Origin of the sequence: Polynucleobacter acidiphobus, assembly GCF_003065385.1 — a bacterium.
In the GTDB taxonomy this organism is placed as follows: domain Bacteria; phylum Pseudomonadota; class Gammaproteobacteria; order Burkholderiales; family Burkholderiaceae; genus Polynucleobacter; species Polynucleobacter acidiphobus.
In genome coordinates this window covers 150803-172668 of sequence record NZ_CP023277.1, presented here as the reverse complement: position 1 = coordinate 172668, position 21866 = coordinate 150803, and the positions used below count along the sequence as shown (strand labels likewise).

Genomic DNA, 21866 nt, shown 5'->3' with positions numbered 1-21866 from the left:
AAATTAAGCAATTTTTCCGTGGCAGTGCTTGTATTTCTTACCACTACCGCAATGGCAGGGGTCATTTCTACCAATTTTGGGGCCTTCGCGCACTGGGGCAGGAGCAATTGCATGCTCAACCTGCTCAACAGGAATACTTTCTCCCTCAGCAAACTGATTATGCTTAAATTGCATCTCTTTTACTTGGCTATCATCAGCGATCGTCTCTGCCGCTTCATCAAGCTCTGAGGCATTTTTGATCTGGACCGTAAACACGGTTTTAATCACATCATTTTTCACCACATCCAAAAGTTCTGCGTAGAGCTCAAATGCCTCACGGCGATACTCTTGCTTCGGATCTTTTTGGGCATAACCGCGCAAATGAATTCCTTGACGCAATCGATCTAAAGCAGCTAAATGCTCACGCCAATGAATATCTAAGCTATACAGCATCACCGACCGCTCAAAGCTTGCAAACGACTCACGGCCCGTGAGCTCCTCTTTAGCCTTGTAATTGTTCTTTGCGGCTTCAATCACCCGAGCTACGATTTCTTCATCATCAACTGTATTGGCATTGGCAATCCACCCTTGTAGATCAATGCTAATTCCCCATTCGTTCGCCAAGAGATGCTCGAGTGCAGCGATATCCCACTGCTCCTCCATCGATTCCACTGGGACGTAATTGCGGACAATCGCTGTAAAAACGTCTTCACATAAGTTGGCAATCAGGTCACCAATATCTTTACTTTCAAGAATCTGGTTGCGTAGACGATAGGTCTCTTTGCGCTGATCGTTAGCGACATCATCGTATTCGAGTAATTGCTTACGAATATCAAAGTTACGGCCTTCTACTTTGCGCTGAGCGGATTCAATTGAACGCGTCACCATCCCCGCCTCAATCGGCTCACCCTCCGGCATCTTTAAGCGATCCATTACGGCGCGTAAACGATCACCTGCAAAAATACGCAGTAAGGGATCGTCTAAGGAGAGATAAAAACGCGATGAACCGGGATCGCCCTGACGTCCGGCACGTCCACGTAGCTGATTATCAATGCGGCGACTTTCATGACGCTCGGTACCAATAATATGCAAACCGCCAGCATTGACGACTGCATCATGCAGTCCCTGCCATTCGTCTTTTAACTGTTGAATCCGTTTTGCTTTTTCAGCATCACTTAGGGACTCATCGGCCTCTATCAGGATTGATTGCCGCTCGACATTCCCACCCAGCACAATATCAGTTCCGCGACCAGCCATATTGGTAGCGATTGTGATCATTTTTGGCCTACCCGCTTGAGCAATAATTTCTGCCTCACGCGCATGCTGCTTTGCATTCAGAACCTGATGAGATAACTTTTCTTGATCAAGTAGTTTGGAAATTAGCTCTGAGTTCTCGATGGATGTAGTGCCCACCAAAACCGGCTGACCTCGTTCAAAACAGTCTTTAATATCTTTAGTAACCGCTGCGTAGCGCTCAGGAGAGGTCTTGTAAATTTGATCTTGTCGGTCCAGTCGACGGCTGGGTCGATTGGGCGGAATCACAACCGTTTCAAGCCCGTAGATCTCTTTGAACTCGTAGGCTTCAGTATCGGCCGTTCCGGTCATGCCAGCTAACTTCTGATACATACGGAAGTAGTTCTGGAATGTAATAGTAGCGAGTGTTTGATTCTCGTTCTGAATGCCTACCTTCTCTTTCGCCTCGACCGCTTGATGTAAACCATCGGACCAACGTCGGCCCTGCATTAAGCGGCCTGTAAATTCATCCACAATGATGACCTCACCGCCCTGAACCACGTAGTGTTGATCGCGGTGATACAAAGAATGTGCACGCAGGGCTGCGTAGAGGTGATGCATCAAATTAATATTCTGCGGGGCATAGAGCGAATCACCCTCTTTCAATAAACCAATTTGGGTAAGGATTTGTTCTGCTTTTTCATGACCGCGCTCAGTCAAATAGACCTGATGGGATTTCTCATCGACCCAGTAATCCCCTGGCTTAATGACCCCTGAGCCGTCGGATTTCTCTTCTCCAACCTGCGGATCAAGATGCGCAGGCAATGCATTCATCTTGATATATAAATCAGTATGGTCTTCAGCCTGCCCCGAAATAATAAGTGGGGTCCGAGCCTCGTCAATCAGAATCGAATCAACCTCATCAACAATTGCGTAAGAGAGACCGCGCTGCACCCGCTGTGCCACATCCTGAACCATGTTGTCGCGCAAATAATCAAAACCAAACTCGTTATTGGTTCCATACGTAATATCCGCTGCATAGGCCTTTTGCTTGGCCTCATGATTCATTTGCGACAAATTAATACCAACGGTCAGTCCCAAAAAGGTGTAGAGCTTAGACATCCACTCGGCATCCCGTTCTGCCAAGTAGTCATTAACGGTCACCACGTGGACACCCTTGCCCGAGAGTGCGTTTAGGTAAACCGCCAAGGTTGCGGTTAGGGTTTTACCCTCACCCGTACCCATTTCAGCGATTTTTCCCTGATGAAGGGCTAGGGCTCCCATGATTTGAACGTCAAAATGACGCATTTTCATGACCCGTACGCTGGCCTCACGAACCACTGCAAATGCCTCAGCAGCAAGGTCATCTAAAGCCTCGCCGGCGGCAATCCGCTGCTTAAATTCGGCAGTTTTTGCTTGTAAGGCAGAATCGTCCAAAGCCTGGAGATTAGCCTCAAGGGCATTTACCTTAGAAACGACCTTGCGGTATTGCTTGAGAAGGCGGTCATTGCTACTACCAACCAGTGTTTTAATAAGACCAAGTACCATAAGAATCTAGAAAAAATTTTAGCTATTGAGTTTATCACCCGCGAGCCCCTCTTTGATGAATAAGCCCTTAGTTAAGTTAGCCCAGCCATGGCAGGATTGCCTAGCCCATGAGCAAGGCCTCAAACCGCTTCTAGAACGGGCTAAAAAGCATGACGCCCTAACCCATGCCGTTCAAAACGCCATACATTCTCTGGGTTTTGCCTCTATCAGCCAATCCCTACTGGTTGAATGGCACCCCGACCGCCCTAGTGAGCTAGTTTTAGTGGTACCGAATGCCACGATTGGCACCCGCTTACAACAAATTGCCCCCAGTATTGCGAAAGCGCTTAATCAACACCAATGGCTTATTCGTCAGGTTCGAGTAAAGGTAAAACCCAAGCAGTTAGGGGTGAGAACCAATCGGGTGAATGAACATCCACCTGAATTTACCCCAGCAGCTCAAAGTGCCTGGGAAGGGCTTTGTCAAAAACTATCTCCGCAGTCATCCCTGCGGCAATCAATCGAACGATTATTGAAAAACAGAAAAGCTAAGCGTTGATGCTTTCGGGGGTTTGCAAATAGGCTGCCGGAGCACTGGACTTATCAAAGGTTTCAATCGAGTACGAGCTTGGGTCGTCCAAAAGCTTTCTTAACAGAGCATTATTTAGGGCATGACCCGACTTTTCTGCGGTGTACGCTCCCACAATGGGGTGACCAGCCAGATAAAGATCACCGATCGCATCCAGAATTTTGTGACGCACAAACTCATCGTCATAACGCAACTCTTCGTTATTTAAGATGCGATGCTCATCGAGCACAATCGCATTATCTAAACTACCACCGCGAGCTAAACCAATCTCACGCAAGGCTTCCACCTCATGCGCAAATCCAAAGGTGCGAGCGCGACCAATCTCACTGCGATAGGCGTGTTCGGCAAAATCGACCGTAAAGCGCTGGCCCGTTTTATCAACCGCTGGGTGCTTAAAGTCAATCGTGAAATCCAACTTAAATCCAAAATGTGGTTCTAGGCGTGCTAATTTATTGCCTTCGCGCACTTCCACCGTCTTTTGAATCACCATAAATTTGCGTGACGCCTCTTGTTCAACGGTACCAGCAGACTCAATCAGAAAGAGAAAAGAGGCGGCGCTACCGTCCATGATCGGTACTTCTTCCGCATCAACCTCAATCAATAAATTATCCAATCCCAAACCCGAACAGGCTGAGAGCAAATGCTCAACCGTAGAAACCTTGACCCCTTGACTCTGAATCACTGACGCTAAACGGGTATCGCAGACTGCTAATGCATGGGCTGGAATAGGAGCAGCATTGGGCATATCAACCCGCACGAACTGAATACCAAAATCAATTGGTGCGGGTTTAATACTTAGCGTTGATTTACGACCAGAATGCAGGCCAATGCCGACCGTTTTGATCGGCTGCGCTAAGGTTTTTTGCTTGAGCATCATGGCCTACACAATATCAATTACAGATGCTTTAAGGTATTTACGGCATCACTAACTTCGAATTTGCCCGGCGCCTCGAGTGCCAAATGCTTCACGACGCCGTTATCCACGATCATGGCATAGCGTTGTGAGCGAACACCAAGTCCCCGTGCGGTTAGGTCAAATTCCATACCTAACTTTTTGGTGAACTCAGCACTACCATCGCCCAACATACGCACTTTCTTACCAACCTTTAGATCCCGGCCCCAGGCACCCATTACAAATGGGTCATTCACAGAAACACACCAAATCTCATCAACACCTTTGGCTTTAATCGCATCAAAATGCTCCACAAATCCTGGAACATGCTTGGCTGAGCAGGTTGGTGTAAATGCGCCAGGCAAGGCAAAAATAACAATTTTTTTGCCAGCGGTTAATTTTTCAACTTCAAATGCATTTGGGCCCAAGGAGCAGCCATCGCGCTCTTCATCAAAAAACTCGTAGAGGGTGGCGTTCGGTAATTTTTGTCCTACAGCAATCATGTGATCTCCATATCAATAGTGGTTTGGGGTGCTAACGCAGGCGCTGGATTCGTCGTCCGGAGGGGCGACTGAATTAGCAATCCTCGAACCCACTATTGTATGGTTTATTTATTAGTCTGCTTGCTTCCTTAAAAAGGCAGGTATCTCATAGTAATCTGCCCCCTTCTCAAGCATGGCCTTCGCCTGTGGCGAACTATCGGCACCAAGGCTGGGAGGCACAGACTCTCGAGAATTACGAAATACCTTTGGAACATCAAACTGACCATAATCAACTGCGGGATTAACCGGGGCGGCTGTGCTTGAACCCATGGCGCTCGACGCTTGGGTCACATTGCGGCTCATCGCAGCAGCTGGGCTGGTTGGAGCAAAATCACCCAAAGTAGTCATGGTTGGACTTGCATCATTTGTACCTGTTGCAGCTCGCCAGATTAACTGGGGTTGATCCTTTTGCAGGGATTGTGAGCCATTGAGTCCAGTAGCCACCACGGTTACTCGTAAGGCATCACCCAAGCTATCGTCATACACCGTTCCAAAAATGACGGTAGCATCTTCGGCGGCATAACCCCGAATCGCGGCCATCACCTCACGGGTCTCGGATAACTTCAATGAACGGCTGGCAGTGATATTGACCAATACGCCGCGTGCGCCAGATAAATCAACGCCTTCAAGCAGTGGCGATGCAACAGCTGCCTCAGCCGCCAAACGAGCCCGGTCCATTCCAGAGACGGTCGCCGTTCCCATCATGGCCTTACCTTGCTCACTCATGACAGTCTTTACATCTTCAAAGTCGACGTTGATTAAGCCCTGCTCATTAATAATTTCCGCAATACCGGATACCGCGTTATGCAATACATCGTCTGCACAAGCAAAGGCTTTGTCAAATTCCGCATCCTCACCCATCACTTCGAAGAGCTTTTCATTCAAAACTACGATTAATGAGTCGACGTGCTTTTCCAGCTCTTGCGCACCCATCTCAGCGACTTTTAGACGCTTAACACCCTCAAAGTCAAATGGCTTACTAATCACGCCAACCGTTAAGATGCCCATTTCTTTAGCGACTTGAGCAACCACTGGGGCTGCTCCGGTTCCAGTACCGCCTCCCATACCCGCGGTAATAAACACCATATGTGCGCCTTGCAATGCATCGGCAATACGCGAGCGAGCTTGTTCCGCAGATGCTGCACCCACCTCAGGCTTCGCACCGGCGCCTAGGCCAGTCTCGCCCAATTGCAGGTTTAAGCTCGCTTGCGAACGTTGGAGCGCGCCTGCATCGGTGTTCATACAAATGAACTCGACGCCATTAACATTGCGACGAATCATGTGCTGGACAGCATTGCCGCCAGCGCCTCCGACACCAACCACCTTGATGATGGTCTTGCCAGCTGTTTCTTGATCTACCATTTCAAACTCCATAACACCCTCCTTAATAAGATCGGCTCTCCACCATGGATCACCGATTGACGACGACGAAAAAAATCAAAAATTTCCTGTAAACCATTCCTTCATGCGTGCAACCACGCCTTGTAAGCTCCCGCCCTGGATTGCTCTGCGACCACGCATCATTTGTGCCTGCCCTTCCATAAGCAAACCAAGCCCGGTGGAGTACCTTGGACTTCTCAATACTTCATGTAAATGACCGCGATATTCTGGCGCGCCAATGCGTGCGGGCTTTAAGAAAACCTGCTCTGCTAACTCAACCATGCCAGGCATCATGGCAGTACCACCAGTGAGCACAATTCCAGAAGAGACCATGTCTTCATAGCCTGACTCGCGGACAATATTGCGCACTAAAGTAAACAGCTCCTCCACTCGCGGCTCAATGACTGCTGCAAGCGCTTGTTTGGACATCGGGCGAGGCTCACGATCCCCCACGCCAGGAACATCGATCATGGCATTGGGGTCAGCCATATCCTGTTTGGCAACCCCATGATGAATCTTTAAATCCTCTGCCTCAATCGTTGGGGTTCGTAAGGCCATCGCGATGTCATTGGTAATTTGATCACCAGCAATCGGAATCACTGCGGTATGGCGAATCGACCCTTGGCTGTAAATGGCAATATCGGTTGTGCCACCACCAATATCAATCAATACAACGCCCAATTCTTTTTCGTCTTCGGTCAGAACTGCCAGACTCGAAGCAAGGGGTTGCAAAATTAAATCATTGACTTCGAGACCACAGCGGCGGACACACTTCACAATATTTTGTGCCGCACTTACCGCTCCAGTGACAATGTGTACCTTCACCTCTAAACGGATACCACTCATCCCGATCGGCTCACGCACATCTTCCTGACCATCAATGATGAATTCCTGAATCAAAATATGAAGAATTTGCTGATCGGTGGGAATGTTGATCGCTTTAGCTGTTTCTAGAACACGCTCGACATCGCCAGTGCCAACCTCCTTATCCCGAATCGCAACCATACCGCTCGAGTTAAAACTCACAATGTGATTACCGGCGATACCGGTGTAAACCTGAGCAATGCGACGATCCGACATTAACTCTGCTTCCTCGAGTGCCTTCTGAATCGACTGAACCGTAGCTTCAATATTGACCACTACACCCTTTTTTAGTCCTTTCGAGGAGGTTTGCCCTAAACCCAATACATTAAATTGGCCATCGGGGCTGAGCTCTGCAACCAAAGCCACCACTTTTGATGTACCAATATCCAATCCAACCAATAAATCGCGGCTGTCTTTACTCATTTCCATTCCTCAATGCGTTGCTCGTCATGACTCAAAATGGCGATTTGATACGCCTTTGGTATTTCAACTTTGATAGCGGGGGTACTTGGTTTGGCTGGAGCACCCACAATATGAACTGCAAAGCCATTGGGATAGCGCAGATCAACTGCGTCAACCCGATTTGGCCACTTTTGCTGAACCTGAGGCCAATATTGCAAAAGCTGTGCAACGCGTTGATCCAGAGCGCCTTTGGCTTGCTCCTCTTCGCGCCCAAACTCAATACGTACTCCATTACTCAGCTTGATATGCCAGGCATAGCGATCAGAAAGTGTTAATGATTTAACCTCGGCATCCCAAGGTTTAAACCAAGTGCTGGCTTTTTGATAAAGACGCAGCACCTCTTTGCTTGATCCATCCGGCCCACTAAATTCAATCAGAGGGCTGTTTTCATCAAGCTCCGCAACTGAGCCATCAAATACTTCACCATGAACATTGAGTAACTTTTGTTGATCGGCCTTACCCCAAACTCCTAAGGGTTTTTGCTCTTCGATGCTAACAATCAAACCATTGGGCCAAGCGCGGCGCACACTAGCATGGCGCACCCAAGGGAGTGCTTCGAAGGCATCCTTCACGTCTTGCAAACGCACACTAAAGAAATTGCCCTGAACTTTATCCAAAACCTGGCTACGTACTGCGGGCAGATGGACATGTTTTAAATCCTGATGACCAGCAGACTCGATCTGCAAATGCTTTAACGTAAATACGGGTTGATGACTAAGCCAAATAAAGATGGATAGCACAACCGCCAAAATAAAAAAGCGCATTAACCAACGCGTGATTTCTTGCATACGCTGCGCATGATTCCAAACCGGTGCAATCACAAAACCAATTGCCTCAGAGATCCGTTGCATCATTATCATGATGGATCAACCCCCGGTGAAGAGGGCGCACCTTCCAAGGTCTGACTCAAGATCCACACCACTAAATCCGCATAGGGGACGCCCGCTGCTTTGGCAGCCATTGGAACCAGTGAGTGCGAGGTCATGCCAGGCGATGTGTTCATTTCCAGCAAATAGGGTTTGTTCTGATTTGCCGCATCGAGCATGACATCCGCACGTCCCCACATCCGGCAACCCAGCGCACGATAGGCTGATACTGCAAGCTCCTGAATCTGGCGCTCAAGTTCTGGATCGAGTCCTGGAGGGCAGCGATATTGAGTCTCATCTGAAAAATATTTGTGATGAAAGTCATAACCCGCCTCTGGAGGAATAATTTGAATGAGTGGTAGCGCTTGGGCGGTCGCGCCCTGACCCACAATCGGACAGGTGAGTTCTGGACCAACGATGCAGGCCTCTGCCAAAACCCGTCGATCTAATTTGGCCGCCAACTCATAGGCGGCTGGAAGCTCTTCAATACGCCTCACTTTACTTAAGCCCAATGAGGATCCCTCATGCGCGGGCTTGACAATCAAGGGCAGCCCTAAATGATGCGCAACACGATCCCAATTACTGTCGTCAGTTAAGACCTCATAGCGCGGCGTTGGTAACTGATGACTGAGCCAGATTTGCTTGGTCACCACCTTATCAATCGACAAGGCCGAAGCCAAAATACCGCTACCGGTATACGGAATATTAAGTAACTCAAGAAGTCCCTGGATCGTGCCATCTTCACCATAACGTCCATGCAGTGCAATAAAGACTCGATCAAATTGTTCGTTTGCAATCTCAACTGGACTGCGCACCCCTGGATCAAAGGCATGTGCGTCAATGCCTTTCTCTAAAAGCGCATTGAGTACTCCTTGACCAGACAAGAGAGAAATCTCGCGCTCGGCAGAGCGTCCGCCCATTAACACGCCAACACGCCCAAATTGTTTGGGGGACAACTGGGCAAGTTGCGTAGCAACCTGATGACCCCAAGAATGCATCGTTTGAGGATTAGCCATGGCCATTCTCCACGAGCATCTGGGGCAACTTGGAAATGGAGCCCGCGCCCATCGTAATCAAGACATCACCATCCTGGATAAGTCCACTTAATGCAGCAGGAATCTCCTGAAGATCCTCAACCACCTGAACTGGGGTCGATTTACCTAATGCTTTCATCAAGCTTTTACTATCGGCGCCCGCAATGCGCGCCTCACCAGCCGGATAGACATTGGTGAGGATCACCGCATCAAACTGACGCAACACATTCACAAATTCACCAAAGCAATCGCGAGTACGAGTAAATCGATGGGGCTGAAATGCTAAAACCAAACGCCGATTTGGATAGGCGCCACGTGCAGCCGCTAAGGTTGCATTCATTTCAACCGGATGATGACCATAATCATCAATCAAGGTAAATGTTCCGCCACCCGCTAACGTAATATCGCCATAGTGTTGGAAACGACGCCCGACACCACTGAATTGCATTAAGGCATTCGTAATTGCCGCATCGCTCACACCCAGTTCGGTTGCAATTCCAATCGCTGCCAATGCATTAAGGACATTGTGTTTACCAGGTAAATTTAGAACAATCGGCAAGGGTCCGGGTCTGGGGCCATGCCGGCGAATTGCACGGCGATGAACCGTAAAGTGCATTTGCGTGCCAACGGCTTTGATATCCGTTGCGCGAATATCAGCATCTTCAGAAAATCCATAGCGCAAGATCGGCTGGGAAACAAACGGCAGAATATCTCGAACATTACTATCTTCAATGCAAAGTACTGCGATTCCATAGAATGGCATGCGCTGCGTAAATTGCACAAACGTTTGCTTTAAACGGGCCATATCATGCTGATAGGTATCCATGTGATCCGCATCGATATTGGTGATCACTTCCATAGCCGGATAGAGTTGCAAGAACGAGGCATCGGATTCATCGGCTTCCACCACAATGAAGTCGCCTTGCCCTAAACGTGCATTTACACCGGCTGAATTAAGCTTTCCACCAATCACAAAAGTTGGATCTAAGCCACCCTCTGCAAGCACGGAGGCAACTAAACTTGTTGTGGTGGTTTTGCCATGCGTACCAGCAATTGCAATTCCCTGCTTAAGGCGCATGAGCTCGCCAAGCATGACGGCACGCTGAATCACCGGAATCCGATTGGCTCTTGCAGCAAGCACCTCTGGATTATTACCAGTGACCGCCGATGAAATCACCACTGCCTCAGCATCACCGATGTTCTTCGCATCATGCCCGATCGTAATTTGTGCGCCCAAAGCAATTAATCGCCTGGTAACCGTTGACTCCGCTAAGTCCGATCCCGAAACGCGATAACCTAAATTGAGCAGTACTTCAGCAATGCCGCACATACCGGCTCCGCAAATTCCCACAAAATGAATATGCTGAACGATATGCTTCATCGAGCGCACTCCTCACAAATTGAGGCCACTTCTTCGGTCGCACGAAACTTTGCAAGCGCCTGGGCTTTCACAGCCATTTCGGCTAAATCGTCGCGCCGTAATCCTAAAATCAGGTTTACCAACGCGGCTGCATCCAACTCAGCTTGAGGCATCAGAATTGCTGCCTTTGCATCGGACAGAAAACGTGCATTGGCGGTCTGGTGATCATCAATCGCATGCGGAAATGGCACAAAACAAGCAGCAACCCCAGCGGCCGAGATCTCGGATACAGTCATTGCTCCAGCACGGCAAATCACTAAATCAGCTTTGGCATAGGTCCCAGCCATGTCCTCAATGAATGGCCTCAGTTCAGCGCGAACGCCCAATTGTTGATATTTTTTAGTCACTGCTTCCAAATGCTGCTCACCAGTCTGATGTATCACGTTTGGGCGCTGATCGTCTGGTAATAAGGCTAAAGCCTCTGGGACCACAGCATTGAGTGCAGCAGCTCCCAAACTTCCACCAACCACAAGTAAATGCAGCGGGCCCTGACGCATTGCATAGCGCGCCTTACAATCCCCCAGCACCTCAAAGCTCTCTCGAATCGGATTACCCACCCACTGGCCATGTTCGAGTGTGTGCGGAAATCCAGTGAGGACTCGTTTAGCAAATCGCGCTAACACTCGGTTTGCACTTCCCGCTACGGAGTTGGCCTCATGCAGCACCAAAGGCCGACCCATGAGGTAGCTCACTAAGCCCCCTGGAAAGGTGATGTAGCCTCCCATACCTAACACCACACTTGGCTTCAAACGACGCAAAATTTTCCAGCTTTGCATCATGGCGCGTACTAACCGAAAGGGCATCAGTAGCTTTGTTAGCATCCCCTTCCCCCGCAAACCACCAAATTGCACGCCCTCAAAAACAAATCCTTTTGCCGGTACTAAGCGATATTCCATACCGCTGGGATTGCCCATCCACGATACAGACCAACCCTGCCTACGCAGACACTCTGCAACGGCTAATCCTGGAAAGATATGCCCGCCAGTACCGCCAGCCATGACTAAGATTGAGCGCGGAGCGCTGGTCATAGCTTGCCTCCGCGCATCAAGATCCGGTTCTCATAATCAATTTTTAATAAGACCGCGAAAGCCACCATATTCATCAGAATGGCTGAACCTCCATAACTCACGAGCGGCAGAGTCAAACCCTTCGTTGGCAGAAGGCCTAGGTTCACACCCATATTGATAAAGGCTTGCCAGCCGACCCAAATGCCGATGCCTTTGGCGCAGAGTCCCGCAAAACTTCGATCCAATTGCAAGGCAGTACGACCAATCAGAAATGCGCGACGTATGATCCAGTAAAAAAGCAAAATCACCACAAATACACCCACAAAACCAAGTTCTTCACCAATCACCGCCAAGATGAAATCGGTGTGCGCTTCAGGTAAGTAATGTAATTTCTCAACACTCCCGCCTAAACCAACACCAAACCACTCGCCACGTCCAAAGGCCATCAAGGAGTGAACCAATTGATAACCCTTGCGTGCAGCATGCTCGGCTTGCCAAGGATCTAAAAATGCAAAGATACGTTGACGCCTAAACTCGGATAAGGCGATCACGGTCGCCACAATCACTACACCTACGATCGTTAGGCCAGCAAATAATTTGGCATTGATGCCGCCCAAAAACAAAATACCCATGGCAATAATGGCGATCACCATGAAGGCTCCCATATCGGGCTCAAGCATCAGTAATAGACCCACCAAGGCAACCGCTAGTCCCATAGGGACAAAGCCCTTCACAAAGGAATGTAAATGCTCCTGGCGTTTGACGGTGTAACTAGCTGCAAAAATAATGACAGCGAATTTCATTAGCTCGGATGGTTGGAAATTCATCACCCCCAAAGAAATCCAACGACGTGCGCCATTCACGCCCTTACCAATTCCAGGAATCAAAACAGCAATTAAAAGCAAAATCGTGAATGCAAAGATGTATGGAGCCAACTTATCCCAGGTTTTCACCGGAATCTTAAAGACCCAAAACCCAACAAACACTGCAATACCAAGCGAGATCAAATGCCGAATCAAAAAGTGATTACTACTGTAGTTGGCATATTTGGGGCCATCAGCCAAGGTAATCGAAGCGGAATAAACCATGACAAGGCCAATTAGGCTCAAAGACAGTACCGCCCAGACCAGTAATTGGTCATACTCCATCATGCGTGAACGCGTTTGCTCAACACCGGACACCGCATCCCGGAGCCCCGAACGAAATCCATCAAAGCCCTCGCGCGAGATATTCCAAAAACGGTTCTGACGAATATTCATACCGATGCCCCTAGGTGTTCATTGGGACTATTGCTCCATTGATTGGCGAGCTCATGAACAGCATCCACAAACACGTCCGCACGGTGTTGATAGTTTTTAAACATATCAAAGCTCGCACACGCTGGGGATAACAAAACAAGGTCACCAGCTGATGCATATTGAGCTGCCGACTGAACAGCCGACTCCAGATCCTTTGCTTCCATCACTTGTAAATTGCCTCGGCTTATTGCGCTTGAGCACACTGCCTCAATGGCAGGGCCATCACGGCCTATCAGGATGAGGCCCTTTACAAACCGATCGATTGGTTCAGATAAGGGAGCAAAGTCTTGGCCCTTTCCATCGCCGCCAGCAATGAGCCATATATTCTTTTGGGAAGATGCTGCTCCTAAACCCATTAATGCAGCAACAGTTGCTCCCACATTGGTACCCTTGCTATCGTCAATGTATTCCACATCCCGAATCACGGCGACAGTTTGAACCCGATGCGGTTCGCCCTGATACTCACGCAAGCCATGTAAAAGCAAACTGATACCCAAACCTGCGGCACGGGCAAGCGCAAGCGCGGCAAGTGCATTGAGGGCATTGTGTCGACCTCGAATCCGAAGCGCATCTGCCGGAATTAGTCGCTTAAGTCGTAAGCTTTCTGCTTCTTCATACGCATTATTTTTCCTGCGACGGCGACGCTTAATGAATCCCTCTTGCGCCTCCTCTTGCTCCATCGCTTGGGTCGCTTCATCGGGCTCCGCCCAAACCAACCAATCGATTCCACCGCCATTTAAGTCACGCTCAATACCAAATGAGTCGCTCTCCGTTGGCGCGTCACTTCCAAATGAAATGATCTTATGATCGACTGTATGACTAAATACTTCGTTCACTAATAAATCATCTCGATTTAAAACTAAAACTGAATCGCTTCCTAAAATGCGAGCCTTCGCAGCTGCATACGCTTGCATATCGCCATGCCAATCCAAATGATCTTGCGAGAGATTAAGAATGGTTGCCGCCGTTGGATTGAGTGTGTGGGTAAAGTGCAACTGAAAACTTGATAACTCCAATACCCAGATGTGAGGCAAATCAGCAAAACTCTCTGCCTCATTCAATGCGGTGCTCAGTTTTTCAAGAGCAGCTGGACTAATATTGCCTGCCAAGGCAACATGGCGACCGGCTCGCTCACAAATGTGTGCCGTTAACGCACTCGTGGTTGTTTTGCCATTGGTGCCAGTAATTGCCAGAATGTTAGGCTGATACTTCGTGTCAGCCTCTATAGCCATCCGGCTCAAAGCAGCAAGTGCGCGAGCAAAAAATTCGATTTCGCTCCAGACAGGGATCTTACGCTCCTCGCAAATAGCTAAAAATGATTTAGCTGGTTCCTGCAGTGGTGATAAGCCAGGACTAATTCCTAAAATATCAACTTGCTCGAGCAAACTCTTCCAATCAAGTGCTTCGGGGGTAAAAGACTTGAGTCCCAAGCCCTCAAGCTCACTCAACCAAGTTTGTTGTTGTGGATTTAACAACGAGAGAGAGCGGGTATCAGCAAGATGAACTTGTGCACCCTGGCTTAGGCACCACTTCGTCATCGCATAGCCAGATTCACCTAAACCCACGATCAAGATTTTTGGCGAAGTTAGTCCAGCGAACTCATCGCTGTGGCTGGAACTAAACGGGTGAAGTAAGCGCAGGTTCATCGTATCAATCGTTTCTCACCGCAACTTAAGGCTCGATAAGCCAACGAGTACCAATAAAATCGTGATGATCCAAAAACGCACGACCACTTGGGTCTCACGCCATCCGCCAAGCTCAAAATGATGATGCAAAGGCGCCATCCGGAAAATACGTCGTCCTTCGCCATAATATTTTTTGGTGAACTTGAACCATAGAACTTGCATCATCACGGAGACTGTTTCAGCAACAAATATCCCTCCCATTACAAAGAGAACAATCTCTTGGCGAACGATGACTGCAATGGTTCCTAAGGCGCCACCCAAGGCTAGAGCACCTACGTCTCCCATAAAAACTTGGGCCGGATGCGCGTTGTACCAAAGAAACGCTAGGCCTGCACCACCCATTGCGCCACAAAAGATTAATAGCTCACCAGCACCTGGAATGTGAGGAAATAGCAAATACTTCGCGTAGATCGAGTTACCCATGACATAGGCAAAGGCGCCAAGTGCAGCACCCACCAAAATCACGGGCATGATGACTAATCCATCTAGGCCATCGGTTAAGTTCACCGCATTACTACTACCAACAATGACCAAGTAACTCAAAATGATGAAGCCCATGACACCTAAGGGGTAGCTCACTTCTTTCATGAAGGGGACGGTTAAGTTTGACTTGGCTGGCAGATCTAAGGAGAAGCCGCTCTCGACCCAGCTGATGAACAACTGCAAAACCTTGAGGTTATTAACCTCTGAAACTGAGAACGCTAAATAAATCGCTGCAAATAAACCAATCAAGGTTTGCCAAAAGAATTTTTCTCTCGAAGGCATGCCTTTGGGGTCCTTGTAGACCACCTTGCGATAGTCATCGACCCAACCAATCGCACCAAAACCAAAGGTCACCAGCATGACGATCCAAATAAAGCGATTACTCAAATCCGCCCACAACATGCAAGAGATAAAAATACCAATAAGAATTAATACGCCGCCCATAGTAGGGGTGCCTACTTTGGCTAAATGCGTTTGGGGTCCATCGGTGCGTACTGCCTGATCCACTTTCATCGCAGTCAACTTGCGAATGACCCAAGGACCAAAGACAAGACCAATCAGAAGTGCGGTCATCGTCGCCATCACGGCACGAAAGGTGATATATGAGAAGACCCGAAAAAATCCATAATCGTCTTGTAACCACTGGGCCAAGATCAAGAGCATGGCTTCACTCCCTCAATAAGAGCTTGCACGACCCGCTCCATCCGCATAAATCGCGAACCTTTAACTAAGATGCATACATTACGATCGTTTAATCGCTGCAGATTCTGAACCAACTCACGATTCAATGAATCAATATCATCAAAATGACGTGCATCCCCAGTAGGTCTCTCACGTAAATATGCTGTATGACTTTCTTTCGTTAGAGAACCAATCGTCTTGAAATGCTCAATACCGCATTGCGCCGTGTACTTCCCAAGTTCCTGATGAAAAGCGGGGCCCTGCGAACCCACTTCTCCCATATCACCCAAAACCAAATAACGCTCACCACGAAGGGCTGCTAATGCCTTAACAGCAGCCGCAACTGAATCGGGATTAGCGTTATACGTATCGTTGATGAGTTCAATAGTCTGGGATATCGTGATGCGCTGCATCCGACCCGATACAGGCATGAACTCCTCTAAGCCTGCTTTAATTTGCGACAAAGGAATCTGTGCGGCAATGGCTACTGCGCTGGCGGCTAAGGCATTGCGGTAGTTATGCTCACCCAGCGTATTGAGTTTCACCTGAATCGAACCAATCGATGTTCGAACTTCGATCTGACCATCTGCAAGTAAATAACCATCAATCACGGAAGCTAATTCCAAATTTGTATTGGGCGCCTGATCTAACCAACGGAACTCTACATACCGTTTGGAAGCGCAAGCTTCTCTCCATAAAGCGGTATATGGGGTATCGGCCGGAAACACGCCAACGCCATCAGACCGAAGTGCATGTAAAGCATCTGCATGTTCACGCGCCACCGCATCCACCGTTTCCATGAACTCTTGATGTTCCCGTTGGGCATTATTAATAAGTGCAATGGTTGGGCGAGCGATCGCTGCAAGCTCGGCGGTCTCACCCGGATGATTCATGCCCAGCTCAATCACGGCCAGGCGATGCGAGGGGCGTAACTTTAATAATGTGAGCGGCAAACCAATATCGTTATTTAGATTTCCTTCAGTCACAAGTAATTCAGTAGGGCTAACCGCCTGTCTGAAGATTGCTGCAATCATTTCCTTAACGGTTGTTTTGCCATTACTTCCGGTCACTACCGCCAGGGGCAATCCAAACTGGGCTCTCCATGCGGCGGCTAGCTCGCCAAGCCCCTTGCGCGTATCTTCTACATAAACTGCTGGCAGACTTGTTGGGCAGGATGTTTTCTCACTAATCAAGGCAGCAGAAGCACCCTGCTCGGCCACAGCACTTAAAAAGTTGTGCGCATCAAACCGATCGCCTTTAAGTGCCACAAAGAGTTCTCCAGCGGAAAGGTTACGACTATCGGTTCCGACCTGACTAATCAGTTGATCGTGCGCTTCAACCATGCCAATGTTGTGCAATTCGCTATTAGGAAGCAAGGCATGGATATGAGCAAGATTGGTCATAGCTAGAATGGCTTGCATCAAATCAACCCTCCACTCACCAGCCGTAAGTGCGCTTGATCAGAGAAATCAAAACGTTTTCCCTGAATTTCTTGAGTGGTCTCATGGCCCTTACCGGCGACTAGAACAACATCATGAGCTTGAGCTTGTCTAATTGCGGTCATGATCGCTGCAGCACGATCTGCAATGAGCTCAAGGGATGAGGTGTGATGGTCACCCATTCCAGCCACAATCATGTCCATAATGGCTTGAGGATCTTCAGAGCGTGGATTGTCACTCGTAACGATCACATGATCAGCAATCGATTGCGCAACTGCTCCCATCATGGGGCGCTTTTCTTGGTCCCGGTCTCCACCACAGCCAAATACGCACACCAGTTTTCCTCCGCGTCCTTGTGCAATTGGTTTTAATGTTTCTAAAACTTTTTGCAATGCGTCGGGGGTATGAGCGTAATCAACCACCATCAATGGGGTGTCTGCGCGATCACTATGAATCACTTCCATGCGACCTAAAACAGGTTTTAGGTTAGAGAGGCGCTTTAGTGCATCTGGAATTCCAAAAACCATCAGGGTTGAAATCACGGCCAGGGCATTACTTAAATTAAATACGCCCAATACAGGAATGGTGACTGAGTGATTATTTCCATCAATACTCAATTGGCATTGATAGGCATTCTTTCCAAATGTGTACTCCTGAAAATAAATGGCTTTGAAGCGGCTTTGTAATTTTTCTAATCCCTGAAATGAGCTTTGAGACATACCGTATGCCCAAATCTCCACATCATCGCGCGTTGCCATACTCATTAGTAGCTCGCGCCCAAAAGAATCATCAATATTGATAACAATATTCTTCGGATGAAAATCAAGAAAAAGTCGGGCTTTTGCGGCACCATACTCTCCCATACTGCCGTGATAATCCAAGTGATCACGGCTAAGATTCGTAAAGACGGCGCAAGCAAAGTGAGTGCCATTCACACGTCCTTGCTCTAGGGCATGTGAAGATACCTCGAGCGCAATATATTCAGCCCCTTTTGCTTTTAAGCTAGCAAGCTCCATTTGTAAGCGGGGCGCATCTGGGGTGGTGTACCCCAGTCTTTGTAATTGGTTTGGAAAGCCACTACCGAGTGTACCGATCACAGCAGCTCTATCGGATAAACATTGTGCAAGCCATTGGGTCACGCTGGTCTTACCATTCGTGCCAGTCACGCCTATCACCGGCATCATTTCGCTGGGTTTGCCATACCACTCTGAGCTTAACCACCCAGCATATTTAGCAAGCTCGGGAACCGCGATACAACGCTCATCTAAATTAGTTTCCCAAGCGACACTTTGGCCTTCATTGGTATGCGGTTGATACAACACGTAGGCAGCCCCTTGGGTAAGTGCCTGAGTTATATAGATTCGTCCATCTCGTAGGGCCTTACCGTGTCCAACCGAGTAAGCCAGAAACACATCGCCCTTTGCAATTAGGCGGGTATCCGCAACCAATTTTGCGCCAGGCTCAAGGCTTTGCCTTAAATAAGGCAATATATCGCGATGGGTCATTTGGGTATTAGCCATCATTGCTTCAGCGCCACTTTTTGTAACGCACCAGTTACCGGTTGCGCATCCGGCGCCTGTACCACGGTGCGCTCATTCATATCGGGAGTGACGTTCAGGCTACGCAAGGTCTCGCTCACAATTGTTGAGAACACGGGTGCAGCAACCTGTCCACCGTAATAACCACCGACGGTAGGCTCATCAACCATCACCGCAACCACAATGCGAGGGGCGCTAATCGGTGCCAAACCAACAAAGAATGCGCGGTATTTATTAGAGGCATAGCCTTTGCCTTCGACCTTATGTGAGGTACCGGTTTTTCCACCAACCCGAAATCCCTCCGCACGCGCCGTCAATGCTGTGCCGCCTTGCTCGGTAACGGTTTCTAACATATTGCGCATCTCAATCGCAGACTTAGCCGTAATCACTCGAGTGCCCGGTTTGTAATCTGGGCTACGCAAAATGGTGGTAGGCACCAACTCGCCATCGCGAGCAAAAATTGTGTAGGCACGTGCCAACTGAAATAATGATGTGGATATTCCATATCCAAAGGACATACGAGCTTGATCACTTTGGCCCCATTTTTGATATGGATGCAAGCGCCCTGCCACTGCGCCAGGGAATCCAATGTTCGGGGCCTGGCCAAAACCAACTGCCGCAAATAGATCCCACATCTCACGAGGTTCGAGCTGCAGCGCTAATTTTGCAGTGCCGATATTGCTCGATTTCTGAATCACTTGGGATACCGTCAACATTCCATAGGGATGCGTATCCGTGATCGGCTTGGGACCTACTAATAATTTTTGACCAATGGTCATATTAGTTTCAGGCTGCACCTTACCTTGCTCAAGTGCAAGCGCAACGGGGAAAGGCTTCATGGTTGAGCCCGGCTCAAAGGTATCGGTCAAGACTCGATTACGTAGCTGCTCTCCAGTCAGTGCTTTACGCGAGTTGGGGTTATAGCTTGGCCAATTAGCCAATGCCAAAATTTCTCCAGTGCGCACATCCAGCACTACCGCGCCACCGGCCTTGGCACGATGCTTTTCAACGGCACTCTTTAAGGCGTTATATGCAATGTACTGAATCTTGCTATCGATTGAGAGTTGGAGATCTTGACCGTCTTGTGGAAATTGCAAGATTGCGATGTCATTCACAATACGACCCAAGCGATCGACCACAACCCGCCGTTTCCCTGGCTGAGCCGCCAAGTCTTTATCGCGCGCCAGCTCAATTCCTTCTTGTCCACGATCTTCTACGTTGGTAAAGCCAACCACGTGAGCCATCGCCTCACCCTCGGGGTAATGACGACGGTATTCATTATTTAATCCAATGCCTGGAATTTCTAAACGACGGATTTGTTGAGCAATCTCAGGATCAACCTGACGCTTTAAAAATACTTGATTGCGCTCATCCGCAAAACGCTTCTTAATCTCCGCCTCACTCATCTCCAGGAGCTTGGCGAGCTGCGTAATTTTCTCAGGCGCAAGGTCGGCGGGAATATTGTCGGTATATGCAATCACAGCCTTTGCCTCAAGGCTTGTCGCAATTAGCTGGCCGTTGCGATCCAAAATTTTTCCACGCGTAGCGCGCATCTCAATCTCACGCTGCACGCCCTTGACCGCTTTGGCTTCATAAAACCCATTTCCTGGGCCCTGAATCCAAAATGCACGAATGACCAACGCTGCAAATGCGACAAATAATAGGAATAGCATCAGCCGCGAACGCCACATCGGCAGTCGCAATACTACATTTGGAGAGGTCGAGAAGCCTACCGGTTTCATAGACCTTCCTTAAAGTAGAGAGTACGATCTGGAGTAATCGGGCTCATCCGCAATTGATTACGAGCCACATCACGAATTCGGGCCGATTTGGAAAGATTGCGCTGCTCAAACTCTAACCTGAGCCATTCTTGATTTAGCCTGCGCTCTTGTGCTTGGGCACGCTCCAAGGATACAAATAACTTTCTCGTTTTCTGTTGCGAGGTTACTAGTGACAATGCACAAATGAGTAGTAATACAAGCAGGCTAAGCGTGGCGCGATTCATACGAGAGCGCCTCTTTTCTGTGCAACGCGCATCACCCCTGAACGGGCTCGTGGATTTTCATTAATCTCGGTATCACTTGGCTTAACCCGAGCAATGATTTCTAAATCACCCTGTGGTAAATCTTTTGCTCGTATGGGCAATTCTCGAGGGATGTTCACTTGCGCATGCGCTTGCATGAACTGCTTAACAATACGGTCTTCCAATGAATGAAAACTAATCACTACCAATCGACCGCCAGCTTTTAATACGTTTAGAGCGGCGGATAGGCCCTTCTCAAGATCAGTCAATTCTTGATTGATAAAAATCCGAATGGCTTGAAAGGTGCGGGTTGCTGGATCTTGTCCTGGTTCACGTGTTTTCACTACACTTGCAATCAAATCTGCCAAGGCTTTGGTAGTTTGAACAGGATGTCCTTCTTCGCGTTGTTTCACAATTGCTCGCGCAATGGATGATGCAAAGCGCTCCTCACCAAAGGTTTTAATTACCTGCGCAATCTCATCGACGGCTGCGCTGGCGAGCCATTCCTGTGCTGAGATTCCGCGTGTCGTATCCATACGCATATCAAGCGGGCCCTCGAACCGAAATGAGAATCCCCGCTCCGGTGTATCGATTTGCGGTGAGCTGATTCCCAAGTCGAGTAACACTGCATCGACCGATGCCCTCTGAATATGCTGCTCGATGTTGGCAAAACTTGAGTGAATGATTTGCAGACGTGGATCGCAAAGCGATTGGGCTTTGGCAATGGCCTCTGGATCTTTGTCGAATGCGACGAGCTTGCTCTCCTTGCCAAGCACATCCAAGAGCGCTTGCGTATGACCACCTCGACCGAAGGTTCCATCGATTAGTACGGCAGAGTTGGGCTGAAAGGATGGTCCGCTGATCATGGCGGTGACTGCCTCGGCCAGTAATACTGGGCGATGGATGTTGTTCATGGCGCCCGAT

The 21866-nt window shown here is 48.8% G+C and carries 18 protein-coding genes; 1 reads left to right on the top strand and 17 read right to left on the bottom strand.

From position 1 onward, the window contains the following. Positions 1–3: 3 nt before the first annotated feature. The gene (gene secA, locus AOC32_RS00960) at positions 4–2760 is read right to left on the bottom strand and encodes a preprotein translocase subunit SecA (protein WP_108507707.1); all 2757 of its coding nucleotides are present in this window, start codon (positions 2758–2760) and stop codon (positions 4–6) included. Between the two features lie 55 nt (positions 2761–2815). Here secA and AOC32_RS00955 point away from each other — a divergent pair, with 55 nt between their 5' ends. Then, entirely contained in the window at positions 2816–3298 is a 483-nt protein-coding gene (locus AOC32_RS00955) for a hypothetical protein (protein WP_108507706.1), read from the top strand. Here AOC32_RS00955 and lpxC read toward each other — a convergent pair. The 16 genes from lpxC to rsmH form a co-directional block, all read right to left on the bottom strand. After that, positions 3288–4202, bottom strand: a complete 915-nt coding sequence (gene lpxC / locus AOC32_RS00950) for a UDP-3-O-acyl-N-acetylglucosamine deacetylase (RefSeq protein ID WP_108509277.1) — start codon at positions 4200–4202, stop codon at positions 3288–3290. The genes AOC32_RS00955 and lpxC overlap by 11 nt on opposite strands. 20 nt (positions 4203–4222) lie before the next feature. Next, positions 4223–4723 (bottom strand): peroxiredoxin, encoded by a 501-nt coding sequence (locus AOC32_RS00945; protein WP_108507705.1) that lies wholly within the window; start codon positions 4721–4723, stop codon positions 4223–4225. Between the two features lie 111 nt (positions 4724–4834). Beyond that, positions 4835–6136: a cell division protein FtsZ gene (gene ftsZ / locus AOC32_RS00940; RefSeq protein ID WP_108507704.1), complete on the bottom strand. Its 1302-nt coding sequence runs from the start codon at positions 6134–6136 to the stop codon at positions 4835–4837. A gap of 63 nt (positions 6137–6199) precedes the next feature. Then, positions 6200–7429, bottom strand: a complete 1230-nt coding sequence (ftsA, locus tag AOC32_RS00935; RefSeq protein ID WP_108507703.1) for a cell division protein FtsA — start codon at positions 7427–7429, stop codon at positions 6200–6202. Further along, complete coding sequence (locus AOC32_RS00930; RefSeq protein WP_234409763.1) at positions 7426–8322, bottom strand: cell division protein FtsQ/DivIB; 897 nt, start codon at positions 8320–8322, stop codon at positions 7426–7428. The genes ftsA and AOC32_RS00930 overlap by 4 nt, the downstream gene beginning before the upstream one ends. A gap of 2 nt (positions 8323–8324) precedes the next feature. Next, complete coding sequence (locus AOC32_RS00925; RefSeq protein WP_199908535.1) at positions 8325–9332, bottom strand: D-alanine--D-alanine ligase; 1008 nt, start codon at positions 9330–9332, stop codon at positions 8325–8327. A gap of 10 nt (positions 9333–9342) precedes the next feature. Next, positions 9343–10749: a UDP-N-acetylmuramate--L-alanine ligase gene (murC, locus tag AOC32_RS00920; RefSeq protein WP_108507700.1), complete on the bottom strand. Its 1407-nt coding sequence runs from the start codon at positions 10747–10749 to the stop codon at positions 9343–9345. Further along, entirely contained in the window at positions 10746–11816 is a 1071-nt protein-coding gene (gene murG / locus AOC32_RS00915) for an undecaprenyldiphospho-muramoylpentapeptide beta-N-acetylglucosaminyltransferase (protein WP_108507699.1), read from the bottom strand. Before murG ends, murC begins: the two co-directional genes overlap by 4 nt. After that, on the bottom strand, positions 11813–13054 hold the full coding sequence (ftsW, locus tag AOC32_RS00910; RefSeq protein WP_108507698.1) for a putative lipid II flippase FtsW: 1242 nt from the start codon (positions 13052–13054) through the stop codon (positions 11813–11815). The genes murG and ftsW overlap by 4 nt, the downstream gene beginning before the upstream one ends. Continuing rightward, positions 13051–14739, bottom strand: a complete 1689-nt coding sequence (locus AOC32_RS00905) for a Mur ligase family protein (RefSeq protein WP_108507697.1) — start codon at positions 14737–14739, stop codon at positions 13051–13053. Before AOC32_RS00905 ends, ftsW begins: the two co-directional genes overlap by 4 nt. 15 nt (positions 14740–14754) lie before the next feature. After that, positions 14755–15924: a phospho-N-acetylmuramoyl-pentapeptide-transferase gene (gene mraY / locus AOC32_RS00900; protein ID WP_108507696.1), complete on the bottom strand. Its 1170-nt coding sequence runs from the start codon at positions 15922–15924 to the stop codon at positions 14755–14757. Continuing rightward, the gene (locus tag AOC32_RS00895; protein ID WP_234409762.1) at positions 15915–17363 is read right to left on the bottom strand and encodes a UDP-N-acetylmuramoyl-tripeptide--D-alanyl-D-alanine ligase; all 1449 of its coding nucleotides are present in this window, start codon (positions 17361–17363) and stop codon (positions 15915–15917) included. Before AOC32_RS00895 ends, mraY begins: the two co-directional genes overlap by 10 nt. Next, positions 17363–18904, bottom strand: coding sequence for a UDP-N-acetylmuramoyl-L-alanyl-D-glutamate--2,6-diaminopimelate ligase (locus AOC32_RS00890; RefSeq protein WP_199908507.1), 1542 nt, complete (start codon positions 18902–18904; stop codon positions 17363–17365). Before AOC32_RS00890 ends, AOC32_RS00895 begins: the two co-directional genes overlap by 1 nt. After that, on the bottom strand, positions 18901–20661 hold the full coding sequence (locus AOC32_RS00885) for a peptidoglycan D,D-transpeptidase FtsI family protein (protein WP_108507695.1): 1761 nt from the start codon (positions 20659–20661) through the stop codon (positions 18901–18903). The genes AOC32_RS00890 and AOC32_RS00885 overlap by 4 nt, the downstream gene beginning before the upstream one ends. Then, positions 20658–20924 (bottom strand): cell division protein FtsL, encoded by a 267-nt coding sequence (gene ftsL, locus AOC32_RS00880; RefSeq protein WP_108507694.1) that lies wholly within the window; start codon positions 20922–20924, stop codon positions 20658–20660. The genes AOC32_RS00885 and ftsL overlap by 4 nt, the downstream gene beginning before the upstream one ends. Continuing rightward, positions 20921–21856: a 16S rRNA (cytosine(1402)-N(4))-methyltransferase RsmH gene (gene rsmH, locus AOC32_RS00875; RefSeq protein WP_108507693.1), complete on the bottom strand. Its 936-nt coding sequence runs from the start codon at positions 21854–21856 to the stop codon at positions 20921–20923. The genes ftsL and rsmH overlap by 4 nt, the downstream gene beginning before the upstream one ends. Positions 21857–21866: the final 10 nt, after the last annotated feature.

Bases quoted from the DNA above. Each gene is read 5' to 3' on its own strand.
- secA (WP_108507707.1), bottom strand. From the start codon at position 2,760: ATGGTACTTGGTCTTATTAAAACACTGGTTGGTAGTAGCAATGACCGC.
- AOC32_RS00955 (WP_108507706.1), top strand. From the start codon at position 2,816: ATGAATAAGCCCTTAGTTAAGTTAGCCCAGCCATGGCAGGATTGCCTA.
- lpxC (WP_108509277.1), bottom strand. From the start codon at position 4,202: ATGCTCAAGCAAAAAACCTTAGCGCAGCCGATCAAAACGGTCGGCATT.
- AOC32_RS00945 (WP_108507705.1), bottom strand. From the start codon at position 4,723: ATGATTGCTGTAGGACAAAAATTACCGAACGCCACCCTCTACGAGTTT.
- ftsZ (WP_108507704.1), bottom strand. From the start codon at position 6,136: ATGGAGTTTGAAATGGTAGATCAAGAAACAGCTGGCAAGACCATCATC.
- ftsA (WP_108507703.1), bottom strand. From the start codon at position 7,429: ATGAGTAAAGACAGCCGCGATTTATTGGTTGGATTGGATATTGGTACA.
- AOC32_RS00930 (WP_234409763.1), bottom strand. From the start codon at position 8,322: ATGATGCAACGGATCTCTGAGGCAATTGGTTTTGTGATTGCACCGGTT.
- AOC32_RS00925 (WP_199908535.1), bottom strand. From the start codon at position 9,332: ATGCATTCTTGGGGTCATCAGGTTGCTACGCAACTTGCCCAGTTGTCC.
- murC (WP_108507700.1), bottom strand. From the start codon at position 10,749: ATGAAGCATATCGTTCAGCATATTCATTTTGTGGGAATTTGCGGAGCC.
- murG (WP_108507699.1), bottom strand. From the start codon at position 11,816: ATGACCAGCGCTCCGCGCTCAATCTTAGTCATGGCTGGCGGTACTGGC.
- ftsW (WP_108507698.1), bottom strand. From the start codon at position 13,054: ATGAATATTCGTCAGAACCGTTTTTGGAATATCTCGCGCGAGGGCTTT.
- AOC32_RS00905 (WP_108507697.1), bottom strand. From the start codon at position 14,739: ATGAACCTGCGCTTACTTCACCCGTTTAGTTCCAGCCACAGCGATGAG.
- mraY (WP_108507696.1), bottom strand. From the start codon at position 15,924: ATGCTCTTGATCTTGGCCCAGTGGTTACAAGACGATTATGGATTTTTT.
- AOC32_RS00895 (WP_234409762.1), bottom strand. From the start codon at position 17,363: ATGCAAGCCATTCTAGCTATGACCAATCTTGCTCATATCCATGCCTTG.
- AOC32_RS00890 (WP_199908507.1), bottom strand. From the start codon at position 18,904: ATGATGGCTAATACCCAAATGACCCATCGCGATATATTGCCTTATTTA.
- AOC32_RS00885 (WP_108507695.1), bottom strand. From the start codon at position 20,661: ATGAAACCGGTAGGCTTCTCGACCTCTCCAAATGTAGTATTGCGACTG.
- ftsL (WP_108507694.1), bottom strand. From the start codon at position 20,924: ATGAATCGCGCCACGCTTAGCCTGCTTGTATTACTACTCATTTGTGCA.
- rsmH (WP_108507693.1), bottom strand. From the start codon at position 21,856: ATGAACAACATCCATCGCCCAGTATTACTGGCCGAGGCAGTCACCGCC.